The organism is Nocardia sp. NPDC001965, assembly GCF_053594175.1.
Window position 1 is genome coordinate 569,057 of record NZ_JBSFDZ010000001.1, and the last position, 17,699, is coordinate 586,755.

A 17,699-nucleotide genomic window follows, 5' to 3' on the forward strand; every position below is an offset into this window, starting at 1 on the left:
CCCGCCTTCGCGCGGGGCACCCGGTGCTCTGTCGCGAGACGACCCGCGGCCGTCGCTTTTCCGGACGCGACCGTGGTCACGCGTCCGATCGGGTCGAACGCTCGACCGTGACGGATACGTTCTTCATGATCGGCTGATCGCTCTGCGTGCTGTGATCACCGATCGCGCACAACACATTCAGCTCCGGCATGTATCCGGCCGCGCAACCGCGCGGGATATCGTACGGAACGACCTGATAGTTCCGTACCGTCCGGGTACTGCCGTCGCGGGCGGTGCTGATGATATCGACCCGGTCGAACTGCCGGAGCCCACGCGCGCCCATGTCTTCGGTGTTCATGAAGATCAGGGTGCGCAGGTTCGATATCCCCCGATAGCGATCGTCGTCGGAATAGATCGTGGTGTTCCACTGATCGTGCGAACGTATCGTGGCCAGCGTCAATGTTCCCTCGGCCCGGGCGAGGTCGGGTAGCGGAGCCGCGGAGAACTCCGCGCGGCCCGACGGGGTCCGGAACACGAGTTCACGCGCGGGCTGGCGGATCCGGAACCCGAGCGGCAGCCGGACGCGCCGGTTGAAATCCTCGAAACCGTCCAGGACCTCGGCCATGGTGTCGCGGATGCGGTCGTAGTCCTCGATATAGGACTCCCACGGTGTCGCGCTACCGGGCAGGGCGGCCCGCGCCATCCCGGCGATGATCGCCGGTTCGGACAACAGATGGGGTGAAGCGGGTCGCTTCATCCCCACCGACAGGTGCACCATGCTCATGGAATCCTCCACCGAGGTCGCCTGTAGGCCACCGCGCTGCTGATCCTTTTCCGTACGCCCGAGACAGGGCAGGATCAGCGCTCGCGTTCCGTGCACGAGATGACTCCGGTTGAGCTTCGTACTGACCTGCACGGTGAGTTCGCAGGCACGCAGCGCGTCGAAGGTATAGGCGGTATCGGGCGCGGCCAGCGCGAAATTACCACCCATCCCGACAAAGACACGTACTTCTCCCGCGTGCATGGCCTCGATCGTGCCCACGGTGTCCAGGCCGTGTTCGCGCGGCGGATCGATTCCGCACACCGCGCCCAGCCGGTCCAGGAAGGCCGGGGCCGGACGATGATCGATACCGCAGGTCCGGTTGCCCTGTACATTGCTGTGACCGCGCACCGGCGACGGGCCCGCGCCTTCGCGACCGATATTCCCGCGCAACAGCAGCAGATCGATGATCTCGCGGACCGTGTCCACGCCGTGCTCGTGCTGGGTGATACCGAGACACCAGCTGAAGATGCTGCGGTCGGACTCGCTGTAGATTCGCGCGGCCTCGCGGATATCCGAGGCGGCGACACCCGATTGCTGTTCGATCTCGCTCCACGGGGTCGCTTCGCAGACTGCCCGATAGTTCTCGAAACCGTCGGTGTAGCGCTCGATGAATTCGTTGTCGAGGGCTTTCGGGTTCGAACGGGCCTCTTCCAGGACAGCCTTCGCCATACCGCGCAGCAGGGCCATATCGCCGCCGATGCGGGGTTGCAGGTTCAACGTGCTGGTCGGCGTGGCGCGAAAGGTCGCCATATGCAGAAAATCGTGCGGGATTATCGCCCGGCGGGCGCCGGCCTCGACGAGAGGATTGACATGCACGATCCGCGTGCCGCGCTGATAGGCCTCCACCAGCGCGGTGAGCATTCGCGGCGCGTTGGAGGCCGCGTTGACGCCGAGGATGAACAGGGCTTCGGTGGTCTCCCAGTCCGCGAGATCCGCCGTCCCCTTCCCGGTGCCCAGCGCCGCTTGCAACGCCCGCCCACTCGCCTCGTGACACATATTGGAGCAGTCCGGCAGATTGTTGGTCCCGAGTTCGCGAGCCAGCAGTTGGTAGAGGAAGGTCGCTTCGTTCCCGAGGCGCCCCGAGGTGTAGAAGGCGGCCCGGTTCGGGTCGTCGAGTTCCCGCAGCGCCCGGCCGACCAATTCGAACGCATCCGCCCAGCTGATGGGGACATAACGGTCGGTGGCGGGATCGTAGGTCATCGGTTCGGTGAGCCGGCCCTGATCCTCCAGCCGGTTCTCGGTCCACTCCGAGAGTTCGCTCACCGTATGCGCGGCGAAGAACTCCCGGCCCACCCGTTTATGGGTCATCTCCCAGGTGACGTGTTTGATTCCGTTCTCGCAGATGTCCAGATGCAGGCCCTTCATATCGTCGGGCCACGCGCAACCGGGACAATCGAACCCGCCGTCCTCATGGTTCATCTTCCGGATCGCACGCGGACCCGCGATACCCTCCTTCTCCCGGGCCAGGACGCCGGCCACGCTCTTCGCGGCACCCCAGCCGGCGGCCGGGTGATCGTAGGGGCGGAATTCGGGCTCCCGCACCTCGTCTCCGGGGCGACTGCCCCGGTCACGGTGGCGATCTGCACCTGCGCCGTCGGTCATGACAGATCCTCTCGGTGGTTCCGAAGTCCGGTCGTCACGCGTCGGGGGAACGTGGCCCGTGGGGTCGCCGATCCCGACGCCATTGTCGTCCGACGATCCCCGGAGTACAACGACGACGCCTGCCGGACCCCGGACCCCGGGCTCCCGGCCACCGCCCGACCGGTGCGCAAGGTAGTGAAACCCGCCGGTCAGGGCTCGCTCGAAGCGCTCACCGAGAGCCGGGGTTGTGGCAGAGTTCGACTATGAGACACCGGGGAGAGCCGGAACGGACCGAGCCTCGGCAGCTCACGCCCATCGGCCCGGTCGCCGGCGCGTTCGGCTACTGCGCGGCGGCCGGGATGATCCTGATGGGGCCTGCCTTCGCGCTGTGGGGCAAGTCCTGGTGGGACGGTCTCTGCCCCGGCCTCGTCACGCTGCCGTTGGGTGTGGCGCTCGCCTTCGCCGTCGCGGAGTGGCGGCGGTCGGCGAGGCGGTTCGCGGCGGCCGGGCTGCCCGCGACGGCCGAGATCATCGCTGTCGAGGGGATACGCGGCGGTGGCGAGGACACCGAGGTCGCCGAGCTCAGGATCCGGATCAGCGGTACCGGTTTCGAGACCTTCGACGCCGCCTGCGAACTCACGGCCGGGCGGCCACCCTGGGCGGTCGGCGATAGGCTCGATATCGTCGTCGACCCGGCCGACAACTCCTTCGTCGTCATGTGGTGACATCCCGCCCCACCACCCCGGTTGTCCTCAGCGCGAGCACAATTCTGGTCGGATACCACACCGCGGATCTAGCGTCGCGGCTATGACGACCGGGACCACAGCGCTCAACGACATCACCGACGCCACCGCCCAGGCGGTCCGGCAGAACCCCGCGAACGCCGCCGCGGTGTTCCGTGCCTCCGGTGCCCCGCAAGGCGCCGTCGGCAGCACGATCACCGCAAGAGCACACAATTTCCGGGTGGACGAGCCACCGGCCCTCGGCGGCGAGGATACCGCCGCCAACCCGGTGGAGATCTATCTGGGCGCATTGATCTCCTGCCAGATCGTCACCTATCGGTTCTGGGCGCAGCGGCTGGGCATAGTGGTCGACGAACTGTCCGTCGAAGCCGAAGGCGATCTGGACGTCCGCGGTTTCTTCGGCCTCGACGACGGTGTCCGTGCCGGTTTCCAGGCGGTACGGGTACGGGTGCGGATCTCCGGGCCGGAGACCGGCGACCGCTACGCCGAACTACAGGCCGCCGTCGACGCGCACTGCCCCGTCCTCGATCTGACGACCGGGGCGACACCGGTGCACACCACCCTGGAAACTGCCTGATCACAACGGGCCCGATGCGATCGGTGCGCCCTGCACCGCGTTTTCCGGGCGCGCCGGTCACATCCCGGCCGACCACAACCGACCGCCGAGAGACGATCCCCCGAGACCGATCAGGAATCGAGAAGCACCCGGCCCGGGGCGAGAATTAACGTTATCGGCATGACGACCACGACATCCACCACCACCACCCTGAACATCCACCTCGGAGTGGACGATCCCGACACCACCCGGGCGACCTATGCCGCTGCTTTCGGCCTGGGCGCGGAATTGGATTTCCGCGCGACCCAGGAACCCACGAGCGGCTTCCGCGGCTTCATCATCTCCCTCGTGGTATCCCAGCCGAGCACCGTCGACAGCCTCGTCGGCACCGCGCTCGCCGCCGGTTTCACCACGCTGAAACCGGCCACCAAGAGCTTCTGGGGATACGGCGGCGTCGTTACGGCACCGGACGGGGCGATCTGGAAGATCACCACCTCCAACAAGAAGGACACCGGTCCGGCCACTCGGGAAATCGACCAGGTCGTGCTGCTGCTCGGCGTGGACAACGTCAAGGCGACCAAACAGTTCTATGTCGACCGCGGTTTGACCGTGGCGAAGAGTTTCGGCAGTAAGTACGTCGAATTCGCGACCCCGGACTCACCGGTGGGCCTCGCGCTCTACGGCCGCCGCGCCGCCGCCAAGGATGCCGGCATCGCGGCGGAAGGCAGCGGTTCACACCGTCTTGTCATCGGCGGCAGCGCGGGCACGTTCGTCGATCCGGACGGGTTCCTCTGGGAATCCACAGCAGCCTGACAAGCACCGACGCACCGCGACCAGAGCGGGCCACGCGCCTGACGGTTTCTTTTCCGCTCCGGCGAGCGGGCCACCTCCCACGAATGCACGGTGGCCGAGGCCACACCTGACAGCGGTATGCTATCGGCTTCGGGCGACACGTTATTCAGTTCGTTCCCGATCGTGTGTCTCGGCCGAACGAAGTCTGTCGCTCCGGAGCCGGAACGGAGTCGCGCTGGTGGGATTGATGAGAATATCGGCGCCATCCGGGATGACATCGATGAGCTTGCTGCCGTGCACCGGAATCCACCGATCGACGTCGACATGCGCCTTCTGTGATTCCGCCGTGGTCACGACCGCGCAGGGCGTGTTGTCGGGTGCAACACCCAGCAGTGGTCGATTGCGTGTATCGCAGCCGATTTCCACAATCGAGTCACGGAGAGTGGCGACCAGTTCGGCGCCGAGCGACTGTCCTGTGACGATCAGTCGTAGTACAGCGTCGATCGGGTCGGTCGGCACGTTCAAGGCACTGGGACGGTAACGAGGATTCGGCCGAAACGGTCCGGTCGTACCGTCGGCGTGCAATTCCCATCCACCCACGATCGCGTCCGCGGGCGGCGAGGCAACCGAACTCGTTCGGTCCCAGCCGGGATCGACCAGCACGAACCAGTTGTCGCGCCGGATCGCTTCCGGTGGAGGATCTCCCACAACGCCTCACCTTGCCTCGGTTCCGTATCCCGCACCGTCCGATAACATATCCTCGTTACCGGACGGGTGGGCCATTCGGGGCTCGAATGATCGTGAAAGCATCGGATATCGGCGCGTTTTCCGGCACTTCCACGGCCAGTTCGGCCGTTCCACGAACGGGGTTGTATGTTATGCCGTTGAGCCCGACCGTGGAATACACATCGTGATTCATACCCGCGTGGTGAACAGCCGAGGCAGCCCGCTCAGCGTGTGGATACGCGGGGTCGCCGGCTCTGCATGCCAGCATCAACAGCGGCTTGTGCGGACCCGCTCGCGAAGCGATCCGGAAATAGTCGTTCGTCGCGAGCACATCTCCGAAGAATCCTCCGGGGAGGGATAGGACTCTCCAGTCGGGATCGCCGTCGATGCTCACATCCGCCTCGATTCGATACCCATTCGGGCCCGCGTGCGAGAACACGACGATCGTCCCGTCCTCGGCGTCATCAGCCCACGGAGCACGCTGAGGAGGCCCGGCATCGAAGGTCGTTTCCTCCGCGTCGCCGGTCGAGACGACGCGGGTCTCCGGAATGAACTCGGTGTCACTCAACCGGTTCGGCATCCTTGCCCAAGCCGAAAATAGTTCCTCGTCTCCCATATCGATTTCGGTGCTCTTCTTCGTCGGGAATACAACACCGACTATTTCCCCTTCGTGATCCACCAGCGGAACGCTGCGCACTCGATCGAGCCTGAAATGGCGAATCACGCCGTCGCGGTCGTGTCCAAATACGTGAGTCAATCCGTGACGGGTTTTCTTTACGACATCCGCACCGGTTTCATCGACTTTCTCTGCATTCCCTGCGGAATCGCGAATATCACCCGCGAACCTGTCGAACCGATTGCGGATGTCACGCGTTCCGTCATCAGCCAATCGCACGATCGTCTCGGTGGCATCTCGTACCAGCGAAGCCGGACCTCTGCCGGGAATGAGCTCGCTGTCCACGCTGTCCACGCTGTCCACGCTGTCCACGATATCCAGTATCGAAGACCGGCTGGGCATTTCGAGCACCCAACAGCTGGAACAGCAGCCGGAGTGGACGCGGGGAGCCGATTCGGGACGTCGGTCGCGGACAGTGTCCGCGGGAGCTGAGAAACGTCACGCTGCGCGGGATGGAGTCGAGCCACCGGGCCCGCCCGGTCGCCCCCGGTGTCCGGAGGGGGGAACCGTGGTACCGGGCGGCCGGGAACGTCGGCGCTGGTGTCAGTCGGCCGGCGCGGTGTGCGCCGGACGTTGCCGGACGAAGAACACGACCGGAATCGCGGTGATCAGCAGGACCGCACCGGCGACAGTGAGCGCGAGATGATCGGCCGAGGTGAACGCCTCGTGCACCGCGTGCACGACGCGGTCGGCGAGCGCGGGCGGGAGCGAGGAGGCCGAGATATTGCCCTCGCCGGTGGCGGCGACGATCTTGCCCACGGTTTCGTCGGGAAGCTGCTGCGCATGCAGATCATCGGTGAGATCGGCGGCGAACCGGGTGGTCAGAATAGTGCCGAGAATACTGGCACCCAGGACATTACCGACCTGACGGAACATATTGACCGCAGCGCTGGCCATACCAGCCTGGTGCAACGGGACACTGATGACGGCCGCTGCGGTGGACGGCGCGACGAGCATCCCGCTGCCGATGCCGACCAGCAGCAGTCCCGGCCAGACGCGTGCGAATCCGGGTTCGGGCGGTGCGGCCAGCAATGCGAAGACACCGGCCGCCATGACGACCAGCCCCAGGGTGAGCATGGTTTTGAAGCCGGTGCGGTGCACGAGCCGACCGGCGAGGGCGCTGACGAGGATGAAGGGCACGAACATCACCAGCAGGCGCAGTCCGGCACCGAACGGCGAGGTTTCCTGGACGTGCTGCAGGTAGAGCACGGTGACCAGCGCGGTCCCGGTGAAGCCGAACAGCGTGATCGCGGCGACCGCCATGACCGCGCTGAAGGAGGGCGAGCGGAACAGCGCCACATCCAGCATCGGGTCGGGGTGGCGGATCTCGTGCAGGACGAAAGCGATGAGAGCGATCACGAGCACGGCGTAGGCGACGAGGATATGTCCGGCGGTGTATCCGGATGCGCCGCCTTCGATCACCGCGTAGGTCAGGGCAGCCACCGTGAGGGTGCCCAGCACGATACCGATCGGGTCGAGTTTGCGTCCGGGCTGTTTGCTCTCCCGCACGAAAGCGACGGCACCGATCAGCGCGAGGGCACCGAGTACGACATTGATCATGTAGATCGAATGCCAGGAGAACGCGTTGAGCAGCGCGCCCGCGACCAGCGGGCCGACCGCCAGACCGAGACCCGAACTCCCGGCCCAGACACTGATCGCCTCGGTGCGTTCGCGTGCGTCGGCGAAGGTGTGACTGACAATCGCCAGACCCGCGGGCAGCACCATGGCTCCGCCCACTCCCATGACTACCTGGGCGGCGATCAGCGCCGGGGTGCTGTGCGATGCGAAGGCCGCGGCGCTTCCCAGACCGAAAAGGGTGGCACCCGCGGCGAAGACGAGCCGGCGGCCGACGAGATCGGCGAGGGTGCCGGCACCGAGTACGAGACTCGCCACCACGAGGCTGTAGGCGCTGCTGATCCAGACCGCCGCGGCGGAGCCGGAATGGAGATCGGATTGGATCATCGCCAGGCCACCGATCGTCGACGACACGTTGACGAAGGTCATCATGGTGCCGATGCAGACCACGGCCAGTACGAGCCAGCGGCCTGGCGGGGTGGCCTCGGCACCGGTCGCATCGGGGGTGGTAGCGGAATGTTCGCGGGTAGCCGATTCGGGCTGACTCATATCGTGCCGTGTCTTTCTCCGAGGTGACGCATCGGTCCGGTCGGCTCGCGTTCACGGGCCACCGGACTCGGCGGCGCCGGGGTGCAGCGCGCTGCACCCCGGCGTCGTCGTCACATGGTTTCCGTGCTGTTCAGAACCGGCCCGGAGCCATGCGCAGGGACAAAGTACCCCGTCGCGGCGAACGGTGCTGTCAACGGCGGGAAGCGATCCGCGGCGGCAGCGGCGCGCTCCACTGGCCGGGCATCCGAGTTCGCGACCGGATATCCGGCGGCCCCGCGGCCGAGTTGCCGAGGATGTGAAATTCCGGTGTCCGTAGACAGCTTGGGCGCCTTCGCCTTTCGCGGCCCGGCAGAATCAGCTGCGGGTGCGTCCGGCCGGTCGGGCTGCTTCCATCCAGGCCCGCAGGACCGGGGACGGGGCTCTGGAACGCCGCCGGGATCTCGTACGATGAACGCCTTCTCCGGATCCACCGGATGTCCGGTGACCGGGACCGCTCGATCATCGATCGGCCGAGGCGATCTCAGCGGGCGAAGGTCGCAGCATGCGCGGCGGCGACGAGCCGGACGAGGTCGGTGCCCTCCTCTTCCCCGAGGACGGCGAAGGCGGGCGCGATGAGGTCGTCGGTGATCGCTTCCGCACGCTGCCAGGCCCCGCGGATCTCGTCGGTGATCTGCTCGAACGGTTCGGGCCAGCCGTACCAGCGCGCCTGGCCGGGGCCGTCGTTGAGCGGGGAGCCGGAGATCAGAACCGCCTGCAGCGGGGTGATTCCCACCGCGCGCACCGCGATGAGATGCAGTCCGCCGCGGAGTTCGCGCAGCACATGGGCGAGCTGCATGACGCGGGCCGGCGCGTCGCCGGGCAGTGGAACGGCTCGCCAGCCCGCGAACAGTGGGAGCCCGGCGGGATCCGCCGCGGCTACCACGGCCTCCAGCAGTTCGGCGAGACGCGCGGCCGCCTCGAAGGTTCCCAGTTTCCGCCGACCGAAATCCTGACAGGCGCGTGCGTACCGGTGCGCTGCCTTCCCGGCGGGCATCGACACGGATTCCCACGCTGCGCGGATCGACTGGTGCGGGAAGAAACCGAACGCCGCGGTGACGACCTCGGCGTCCACATCGCCCAGTACGCCGCCGCGGCCGCGGGTGTACGGGCCGAAGAACTCGTCCACGCCCGTTTCGGCCGCGTATTCCCGCGCCTCCCGGGAGAACATGAACCCGCCACCGAGTTGCTGGATATGCGCGTTCACCGTGCCACCCACCGACATCTTCGTTCCTTTCGCCATCCTGAACTCCGACCCACACTAGCGAGTTCTTACGCCGTACGGGAACGATCGGCGAGACGTGCCGAACCTGGCCGGATCCGGACTCGCACCGGGTCGGGCCATTTCCGGTCGGCCGGAACGACGCACGCGTGTGCACAGCGCGGGCGGGGTACCCGAGCGGCGGCAGCTCACCGATCCGCCTTCCGGAAACCCATCCCGACGGCCACCCAGGGAGATACGGAAGAAGACGATCGATCTTGGACTCGGCACTGTCGGCCACCCTGCACACCGGCTTCGACGACGCCGTCGAACGCACCCGCACCACCCTCGCGGAACAGGGGTTCGGCATTCTCACCGAGATCGATATGCGTGCGACCCTGCACGCGAAGCTCGGCGCCGAGAGGGAGGACCACCTCATTCTCGGCGCGTGCAATCCGCCGCTCGCCCAGCGAGCCGAGACAGTGGATCGGCATATCGGGTTTCTGCTGCCGCGCAATGTGATCGTCCGCTCGATTCCCGCTCCGGCCCCGGCACATCGGTCGCGAGCGCACCGACCGCGCGCTGCGGAAGTGCTCCGCCCATGATCGCGACGACGGCGATACCGGGACCTATCCGCCGGTCGGCGTCCTCGAACTCGAGAAAACCGGGGTCCAGGGGCTGTAGCTCGGTCATCGCGACATTTCCTTCCGTGGAGCGGTGGCGCCGGGGGTGCGCGGCCCGCCCCGGGGTCAGCCGGCCGCGGAACGTACGGCGGCGGCCGCGTCATCGTCGAGGCCGATCCGGACCAGCGCGGCGGCGAGCTCGGCGGCGCGATCCGGGGGCGCCAGTCGGGCAAGTTCCCGGCGCTCCGTGGGCAGACCGAGTTCGGCCGCCCCGCGCAACGCGCGTTCGTCGAAATAGGGACGCACCCAGGTCCACACGTCCTGCACTTCGCGCAGGAAGATATCGCCGCCGGTGGGACCGATACCCTTGAACTGCTGGATCAGGCCGGCCGCCCGTCCGGTGTCGCGACCGGCTTCTTCGGCAAGTTTTCGCAGGTCACCGTTATATTTTTCGATCGCGGCGGTGGCGGCCTCACTCAGCTGCGAGGCAGCGCTCTCGTCGTAGCGACGGTAGTGCCCGCGGCCGAGCGCGTCGACCAGGTCCTGCCGGTCGGCGTCGGCGACCTTCCGCGCGGTGCGGTAGCCGCTGTCCACCAGTTCGGTTGTCGCGGCGATCGCGATATCGGCGGAGATCCGGGCGCTCAGCAGATCGGTGAGCATCAGCAACTGGAACAGCGGGGCCGGTTTGTCATCGAGGGCGATTCCGGCTTCGGCGGCGTAGGTGGTACCCGCCCGGTCGAGCAGTGCGTGCACAACGTCTCGGTTGCTCATCGGTCCTCCTCTCGTGCTCGCGCTACCCTGCGCCGCCCGATTCACACCTCCGGCCCGGCGGGTCTCGGCACGCCCCACTCATCGGACAGCTCGGTCAGCGACCGAACTCCGCGGTCGCCACGGTCCAGGCGCGGGCCTGGTCACTGAGTGTGAAGCCGAGCCCCGGGCGTTCGGAGAGATGCATCCGGCCGTCGCCGATCCGGAGGTGCTGGTCGAACAGTGGATCGAGCCAGTCGAAATGCTCCACCCACGCTTCCAGGGGATACGCGGCGGAGAGGTGGAGATGGATCTCCATCGCGAAATGCGGCGCGAGCTGCAGATGATTGTGCTCGGCGAGGGCCGCGAGCTTCATGAACTGGGTGAAACCGCCGATGCGCGGTGCGTCGGGCTGGATGATATCCACCGCGCCCGCTTCGATGAGCCGCACATGCTCACCGACACTGGCCAGCATCTCTCCGGTAGCGATGGAAGTGTCGAGGCTCCGGGCCAGCATCGCGTGCCCCTCCGCGTCGTAGGCGTCGAGCGGTTCCTCGATCCAGACCAGATCGAACTGCTCGAAGATCCGGCCCATCCGCTGCGCGGTCGGGCGGTCCCACTGCTGGTTGGCGTCCACCATCAACGGCACGTCGTCGCCCAGATGTTCCCGGACCGCGGTGACGCGGGCGATATCCAGTTTCCAGTCGGGCTGGCCGACCTTGAGTTTGATACCGCCGATACCGAGTTCCAGTGATCGGGTGGCGTTGTCGATGACCTCCTCGATGGGTGTGTGCAGGAAGCCACCGGAGGTGTTGTAGGTGCGGACCGAATCCCGGTGCGCGCCGAAGAGTTTGGCCATCGGAAGACCGGCACGTTTGGCCTTGAGATCCCACAGCGCGATATCGACGGCGGCGATGGCCTGGGTGGCGACACCGCTGCGGCCGACGGAGGCACCGGCCCACACCAGCTCGGTCCAGAGCTTCCCGATATCGCTGGGGTCCTTGCCGATGAGTACGGGCACGATCTCACGGGCGTGCGCGAACTGGGCCGGGCCGCCGGCCCGCTTGGAGTAACTGAAGCCGATGCCCTCGTGACCGCCCTCGGTGCGGATCTCGGCGAACAGGAAAACGACTTCGGTCATGGGCCGCTGCCGGCCGGTCAGCACTTTGGCGTCGCTGATCGGATTCCGCAACGGGAGCACGATCGAGGACAGTTTCACCGATTCGATCGGATCGCCTCCGCCGGCGACGGACGAGTTCGATGCGGATGCCGCCCGGTAGGGATCGGAAGTGGGGGTTGTGATGCTCATACTGCCTCCTTGCGGATGGGCGGCCTCGCCCGGCCGTGCGTTGTGGCACACGCTAACGACCACGAGCGATTCAAGTCCAACACCTGTTCTGGATCATCCGATACCGATCGGGAATCGAGTGACCCGGGCCGGCAGCGTCGGCCACCGACCGATCGGACCCGACCGAAGGACCGGGAACCCGACCGGCGAAGAGAGGCAGAAGAATACCGAGAAGGTATTGATCCATCCGAAAATGGGCTTGGACTTGAATGCATTGCACTGCGTACCGTCACCTGAACCAGCAAGTGTGACGCGGGACACCCGGCTTCCGGTGCCGCGCGAGTCCCCGAGGAGTTCTCCGTTGACCACCAGCCCCACGGTCGCGAAACCGGCCATCACCCCGAGCACGAAAACGGGTGCGGTACGGTTCACCGTACTCGCGATGATCTTCGCGGTCACCGTCATCAACTACGCCGATCGCGCCACCGTATCCATCGCCGGCGACGCGATCCAGAACGAATTCGGCATCTCCTCGATCACGCTCGGCTATATCTTCTCGGCCTTCGGCTGGTCGTATCTCATCGGCCAGATTCCGGGAGGCTGGCTGCTCGACCGGTTCGGCTCCAAGAGGGTCTACGGCTGCGCGGTACTCACCTGGTCGCTGTTCACCATGTTCCAGGGTTTCATCGGCAACTTCAGCATGGGCACCGCGGTGGGGCTGTTGTTCATGCTCCGGTTCCTGGTCGGCCTGGCCGAAGCGCCGGCCTTCCCCGGAAACGCCCGTGTCGTGGCGGCTTGGTTCCCCACCTCCGAGCGCGGTACGGCGTCCGCGGTCTTCAACTCGGCCCAGTACTTCTCCACCATTGTCTTCGCACCGCTGATGGGATGGCTGGTGACCGCGCTGGGGTGGGAGCACGTATTCACCGTCATCGGCGGAATCGGCGTTCTGTTCGCCCTGCTCTGGACCAAGGTGATCTACAGCCCACGACGCCACCCCCGGTTGTCCGCCGGTGAGCTCTCCTTCATCGAGGCCGGTGGCGCACAGGTGGACATGGATCAACCGAATACCGACCCCCGGACATCGGGCCGGGTCCAACTGCACTACATCGCGATGCTGCTGCGCAATCGGATGACCTTCGGAGTGTTCCTCGGACAGTTCGCCATCACCACCATCACCTGGTTCTTCCTCACCTGGTTCCCGGTGTATCTGGTCCAGGATCGCGGGATGTCGATCCTGGAAGCCGGCTTCATCGCGGTCCTGCCCGCCCTCTGCGCGTTCGTCGGCGGTATCGCGGGCGGCCTGTTCTCCGATCTGCTCATCCGCAACGGCTGGTCGCTCACCGCCGCCCGCAAAACGCCGATCGTGGCCGGACTGCTGCTGGCCGGCGCCATCGTGATCTGCAACTACGTGGAATCGTCCTGGCTGATCGTGGCATTGATGTCACTGGCGTTCTTCGGCAAGGGTTTCGGCGCGCTGGGCTGGGCCGTCATGTCGGATATGTCGCCGAAGGAGATCTCCGGACTCGGCGGCGGGGTCTTCAACACCTTCGGTGCGATCGCCGCGATCACCACGCCCATCGTCATCGGCTATCTGGTCGGCGACAGCGGGTCCTTCGACTGGGCCCTGATCTTCGTCGGCGCCTGCGCGTTGCTCGCGGTGGTCTCGTATGTGTTCATCGTCGGGCCCATCTCGCGCCTGAGCCTGGCGGAGATGGAGGCCGCCGACCGGGCCCGGAAGGGTCGTCGCGTCGCCCGGAGCTGACCGCGGAGCAGGTGCCCCGGTTTCCGTCCACGACGTCGAGGCGGCACCGGGGCTCTGCTGTTTCCACCCTTGCCGCCGATCGCCCCTCCCCCGGACCGACGGACCCGACGGCGGGGAGATCAGCCACGAGCCTCCGCGAGATCGCTGCCGCCCGGGGACGCGGTGACCGTATCGGCCTCGCTCACCAGCCACTGCCCACAGACACAGCGCCAGTAGCGGACCGCGCCGTGCTCGGAGATCAAACCGGGGTCGGGCCAAGAACATGCGGAACAGGTGACGGTCATGCCCTGAAGTCTGCTGTAATGGTTCTGTGCATTTCAACCCTTACGGCGGTCTGGCGGCCGAACTCGCGGCACGGCTGGTCAACGCGCCGCCGGACCAGGATCTGACCGCACTGCTGGAGGCCGCCGGGTACAAACCGATCGGCCCGATGAGCTCCCGCCAGGCGGCCGAGCTGCGCCACTGGACCGGCCGCCTGGATGCCGTGTTCCGCGCGCCCGGCGTCGAAGCGATCAACGCGCTCCTGGCCGAGACCACGAGCCGCCCCTATATCTCGACCCACGACGGTCGCGCACCACACCTGCACTACGCCGAGGAGAGCGCAGCGATCGACGAACGAGTCAAGGCCTATACGGCCGCCGGGCTCGCCGAACTCTACTGTGCGGCGCCCGGCCGGATCGGCCGGTGCGGGCGGGCGGACTGCCCGCGCGTATTCATCGACATCTCCCGTAACGGCCGCCGTCGCTTCTGCTCCGAACGGTGCGCCAACCGGGTCAATGTGGCCAGGCACCGAGCCCGCGCGGCCCGCGGCACCGGGTGATCACGGCACCGCGGGCAGACCGCGGTCACGGGGCGGGCATCGCCTCGAGTACGTTCTCCGGTGACATGGTCGGCGTACAGGAGAGCAGGGTGAATCCCGAATCGGCGAGCAGGGCCCGGTATTCGGATTCGGTACGTTCCCGGCCGCCGGTGTTCACCAGCATCTCGAGATCGATGAAATTGCCCGGATGTGGGCGATCCCGTTCGGGCAGCACGAGTTCGATCACCAGCAGCCGGGCCGTCGGCGGCATCGCCGCGCGGATCGCACGAAGGATCTGCCCCGCCTGTTCGGCGGACCAATCGTGCAGGATGTGTTTGAGCAGGTAGGCGTCCGCACCGGCGGGGACAGCCTCGAAGAACGATCCCCCGATCGCGGTGCACCGGCCGGTCACGCCTGCCTCCGATTGCCATGCCGGGGCATCGGCCACGACCTCGGGTAGATCGAACAGGATCCCGGTACAGTCCGGTACCCGGCGCAGTATCTCCGACAGCAGCGCGCCCCGGCCGCCGCCGATATCGACGATCGACCGGTAGCGGCCGAAATCGTGCGCCGCGAGCACCGCGTTCTGCCCGAGCCCGTCGATATCGGCCATGGCACGGTCGAACAACTCACCGAGTTCGCGGTCGGTGCGGATCAGTTCGAAGAACATCTGGGCGGGCACAGCCGGTGCACCGGTACGGACCGCGTCCACCAGATGGGTCCAATGGTCACGATGGATCGGGCAGCCGTAGAAAAGCACCGCGTCCCGCAGCGGGACAGGTGCGTCCCGCCGCAGTGCCCGGGCCGTCGGCGTCAGCGTATAACGACCGTCACGGCGGCGGGCGAAGATACCGTGCGCGATCAGCAGCCGCAGCAGCCGGTGCAGCGCGTCGGGATCCGCCCCGACCGCCCGGGCGAGGTCGGTGCCGTCCCGCGGCCCGTCGGCGAGGGCGCCCGCGATATCCAGGGCGGCGGCCGCGTGGATCGCCTGGGACAGCCAGCCCGCGGCAACCATCTCGAGCAGCGCGAAATGACCGGGTATCAACCGCCGATGTACCCCGGCCAGCCCGTCTCGGACCCGCTCCACCGCGCGAACAACGGCCCGCGGCGGTGTCTTCCTTCGATCGGAGAGCATCGCGACTCCTGTGGTGGACCGGTTATCCGCCTGAGACTACGACCTCACGCGGACTGGTCCGGGCAACGGCGGCGCCGTGTCGGCCCCGGGCCGGGCAGGCTAGGAGATATCGCCGTGCTCTCCGGACCGCGGCAGATGAACGAGTATCAACCCCACCGCGGCGATCAGGAAATTCTGAAGCGCGGCCGACGATGCGTTCACCTCGTCGTTGGCCCACATCCGGAACCATTCGCCGCCGACGGTGAGAAAACCGCCGGCGAACAGCAGGACCGCCATCGTCCAGCCCAGGCTCGACAATTTCGCGGCGGTACCCGCCACGGCCGCCCGGCCGAACAGGGCACGCGCCCAGACGATCGCCGCCGCGAGCAGGACGAAGGCGATCAGGAATTCCCAGCCGACGATGCAGATATAGGCGACGAGCGCCACGGTCCCGTTGCCGATCGCCCGCCAATCGGTACCCGAGTTGTGGATGGTCTGTTCCATCGACAACACTGCGGCGACACCCCGGCGATTGGTCTCGGTATCGGTGCAGTTGGTTATCGCGACGAGCAGATAGTAGAAGCCGGTGATGGCGGCGAGCACGGCGACCGCCGACTCCCGGCCACCCAGCAGATCGAGAAAACCGTTGCGAGGCCGGGCCTTCGGGTTCGGCGCCGGATCCGATGTGGTCGACATCCGGGGATCATGTCCTATCCCCCGATCCCCCACAACGGGACCTGTTCCCCGGGCCGGGGGCTGCGCCTCCCTCATCGAGGCGCAGCCCGGTAGCCGCTACCGCACCTCCGGGGCCGGCCGGGATTCCCGGACCCGTTCGACGCGTCCGACCAGCAGGACGTAGGAGGCGATTCCCAGCACCGTCACGACGGTCATATAGACGAAGGCGGGAGCGAAACTCGCATCGGTGACCAGGAACCCGATCACGATCGGGGTGGCGATACCGGAGAGGTTGCCGATGAAGTTGAACATTCCGCCGGTCATTCCGATGAGCCGCTCCGGGGCCAGCGCCGAGACGAGTGACCAGGTGATGGAGGCCAACCCGTTGCCGAAGAACGCCACGGAGAGGAACACGATCACCAGCGCGGTCGAATCGGTGAAGTTCGCGCCGATCAGGGTGGTACTCAGCAGCAGGCCCGCGACGATCGGACCTTTCCGGGCGATACCGAGCGAAACACCACGCCGCAGCAGGAAATCGGAGAAGACACCGGAGAAGAGCACACCGATCACCGCGGCGATGAACGGCAACGAGGCGAGGAACCCGGACTTGATGTAGTCCATACCGCGATACTTCACCAGATAGGTCGGAAACCAGGTGAGAAAGAACCACAGTGTGGAGGTGAGGCAGAACTGCCCGAGGTACACGCCCCACAGTTTCCGGCGCCCGAGCACCGTGGCGATATCGCTCTTGGTCACCCGGGTACGTTCGGGCCGCGAATCGGTCAGGTCGACCAGACCGCCACCTTCACGGATATGCGCGATCTCCGCCTCGTTGGCCCGCGATTCGCGCGGTTCGCGGTAGACGAGATACCAGACGAGCGCCCACAGCACACCGATACCACCGGTGAAGATGAACACCCAGTGCCAGCTCAGTACCGATTGCAGCCAGGACAGCACCGGAGTGAGCAGGGCGAGGCCGATGAACTGACCCGAGGTGTAGAACCCGATGACCGAGGCACGTTCGCGTTCGGGGAACCAGGCCGTTGCCACCCGGTTGTTGATCGGGTAGGCCGGGGCCTCGAAGACGCCGACCAGCAGCCGGAGTGCGATGAGCGCGACGAAACCGCCGATGATGCCCATGAATACGGTCGCCAGCGACCACAGCAGCAGGCAGGCGGGATACAGGACCCGGGGCGGCACGCGGTCGACGAACCAGCCGCCCGGAATCTGTAGTGCCGCATAGGTCCAGCCGAACGCGGACAGCAGCAGACCCTGCTGCGCCGAGGACAGATCCATCTCGTCGGCGATGGCGGGCACCGCGATGGAGAGGTTCGCGCGGTCCATGTAGTTGATGACCACGGTCAGGAACAGCATGACCGCGATGAGAATGCGGGCCTTACTCGCTTTGGCGGCCAATGCGCCGGATACGGCTGGGCGTTTGTCGAGCATTGTTT

The 17,699-nt window shown here is 66.6% G+C and carries 16 protein-coding genes and 1 pseudogene; 6 read left to right on the top strand and 11 right to left on the bottom strand.

Annotation, left to right across the window (positions count from 1 at the left end; genetic code table 11):
- Nucleotides 1-76: 76 nt before the first annotated feature.
- On the bottom strand, nt 77-2,404 hold the full coding sequence (locus ACWCPQ_RS02590) for an FdhF/YdeP family oxidoreductase (protein ID WP_449893872.1): 2,328 nt from the start codon (nt 2,402-2,404) through the stop codon (nt 77-79).
- 242 nt (nt 2,405-2,646) lie between these two features.
- Between ACWCPQ_RS02590 and ACWCPQ_RS02595 the strand changes: the two genes are divergently transcribed.
- The 3 genes from ACWCPQ_RS02595 to ACWCPQ_RS02605 all read left to right on the top strand — a co-directional run bounded on the left by ACWCPQ_RS02595 (nt 2,647) and on the right by ACWCPQ_RS02605 (nt 4,495).
- On the top strand, nt 2,647-3,108 hold the full coding sequence (locus tag ACWCPQ_RS02595; protein WP_449893874.1) for a hypothetical protein: 462 nt from the start codon (nt 2,647-2,649) through the stop codon (nt 3,106-3,108).
- Nucleotides 3,109-3,190: 82 nt separating this feature from the next.
- Nucleotides 3,191-3,703: an OsmC family protein gene (locus tag ACWCPQ_RS02600; protein WP_449893877.1), complete on the top strand. Its 513-nt coding sequence runs from the start codon at nt 3,191-3,193 to the stop codon at nt 3,701-3,703.
- 159 nt (nt 3,704-3,862) lie between these two features.
- The gene (locus ACWCPQ_RS02605) at nt 3,863-4,495 is read left to right on the top strand and encodes a glyoxalase (protein WP_449893880.1); all 633 of its coding nucleotides are present in this window, start codon (nt 3,863-3,865) and stop codon (nt 4,493-4,495) included.
- A gap of 141 nt (nt 4,496-4,636) precedes the next feature.
- Here ACWCPQ_RS02605 and ACWCPQ_RS02610 read toward each other — a convergent pair whose 3' ends face one another.
- From ACWCPQ_RS02610 to ACWCPQ_RS02625, 4 genes are all read right to left on the bottom strand, one after another.
- Nucleotides 4,637-5,182: a type VII secretion system-associated protein gene (locus ACWCPQ_RS02610; RefSeq protein ID WP_449893881.1), complete on the bottom strand. Its 546-nt coding sequence runs from the start codon at nt 5,180-5,182 to the stop codon at nt 4,637-4,639.
- A gap of 55 nt (nt 5,183-5,237) precedes the next feature.
- Nucleotides 5,238-6,188, bottom strand: coding sequence for a hypothetical protein (locus ACWCPQ_RS02615; RefSeq protein ID WP_449893883.1), 951 nt, complete (start codon nt 6,186-6,188; stop codon nt 5,238-5,240).
- Between the two features lie 231 nt (nt 6,189-6,419).
- The gene (locus ACWCPQ_RS02620) at nt 6,420-8,000 is read right to left on the bottom strand and encodes an MFS transporter (protein WP_449893884.1); all 1,581 of its coding nucleotides are present in this window, start codon (nt 7,998-8,000) and stop codon (nt 6,420-6,422) included.
- 520 nt (nt 8,001-8,520) lie between these two features.
- Entirely contained in the window at nt 8,521-9,261 is a 741-nt protein-coding gene (locus ACWCPQ_RS02625; RefSeq protein ID WP_449894399.1) for an SCO6745 family protein, read from the bottom strand.
- A 254-nt stretch (nt 9,262-9,515) separates the two neighbouring features.
- Here ACWCPQ_RS02625 and ACWCPQ_RS02630 point away from each other — a divergent pair.
- A pseudogene (locus ACWCPQ_RS02630) lies at nt 9,516-9,779 on the top strand (DUF302 domain-containing protein); the annotation flags it as partial.
- Between the two features lie 207 nt (nt 9,780-9,986).
- Here the strand turns inward: ACWCPQ_RS02630 and ACWCPQ_RS02635 are convergent.
- Nucleotides 9,987-10,631 carry an endonuclease gene (locus ACWCPQ_RS02635; protein ID WP_449893886.1) on the bottom strand — a complete coding sequence of 215 codons (645 nt, stop codon included), beginning with the start codon at nt 10,629-10,631 and terminating at the stop codon, nt 9,987-9,989.
- Between the two features lie 94 nt (nt 10,632-10,725).
- Nucleotides 10,726-11,916: an L-talarate/galactarate dehydratase gene (locus ACWCPQ_RS02640; protein WP_449893888.1), complete on the bottom strand. Its 1,191-nt coding sequence runs from the start codon at nt 11,914-11,916 to the stop codon at nt 10,726-10,728.
- Nucleotides 11,917-12,256: 340 nt separating this feature from the next.
- On the opposite strand from ACWCPQ_RS02640, the gene ACWCPQ_RS02645 reads away from it, so the two are divergent.
- A complete protein-coding gene (locus ACWCPQ_RS02645) occupies nt 12,257-13,657 on the top strand; it encodes an MFS transporter (protein ID WP_449893890.1) in 1,401 nt (466 codons plus the stop codon).
- A gap of 119 nt (nt 13,658-13,776) precedes the next feature.
- On the opposite strand, the gene ACWCPQ_RS02650 is transcribed toward ACWCPQ_RS02645, so the two are convergent.
- Nucleotides 13,777-13,941 (bottom strand): hypothetical protein, encoded by a 165-nt coding sequence (locus tag ACWCPQ_RS02650; RefSeq protein WP_449893892.1) that lies wholly within the window; start codon nt 13,939-13,941, stop codon nt 13,777-13,779.
- A 26-nt stretch (nt 13,942-13,967) separates the two neighbouring features.
- On the opposite strand from ACWCPQ_RS02650, the gene ACWCPQ_RS02655 reads away from it, so the two are divergent.
- Nucleotides 13,968-14,477, top strand: coding sequence for a CGNR zinc finger domain-containing protein (locus tag ACWCPQ_RS02655; RefSeq protein WP_449893893.1), 510 nt, complete (start codon nt 13,968-13,970; stop codon nt 14,475-14,477).
- A gap of 25 nt (nt 14,478-14,502) precedes the next feature.
- Here ACWCPQ_RS02655 and ACWCPQ_RS02660 read toward each other — a convergent pair whose 3' ends face one another.
- The 3 genes from ACWCPQ_RS02660 to ACWCPQ_RS02670 form a co-directional block, all read right to left on the bottom strand.
- Entirely contained in the window at nt 14,503-15,591 is a 1,089-nt protein-coding gene (locus ACWCPQ_RS02660; RefSeq protein WP_449893896.1) for a methyltransferase, read from the bottom strand.
- Between the two features lie 99 nt (nt 15,592-15,690).
- Nucleotides 15,691-16,266 (bottom strand): DUF2165 domain-containing protein, encoded by a 576-nt coding sequence (locus ACWCPQ_RS02665; protein ID WP_449893898.1) that lies wholly within the window; start codon nt 16,264-16,266, stop codon nt 15,691-15,693.
- Nucleotides 16,267-16,362: 96 nt separating this feature from the next.
- Nucleotides 16,363-17,694 (bottom strand): MFS transporter, encoded by a 1,332-nt coding sequence (locus tag ACWCPQ_RS02670; RefSeq protein ID WP_449894401.1) that lies wholly within the window; start codon nt 17,692-17,694, stop codon nt 16,363-16,365.
- Between the last annotated feature and the right edge of the window lie 5 nt (nt 17,695-17,699).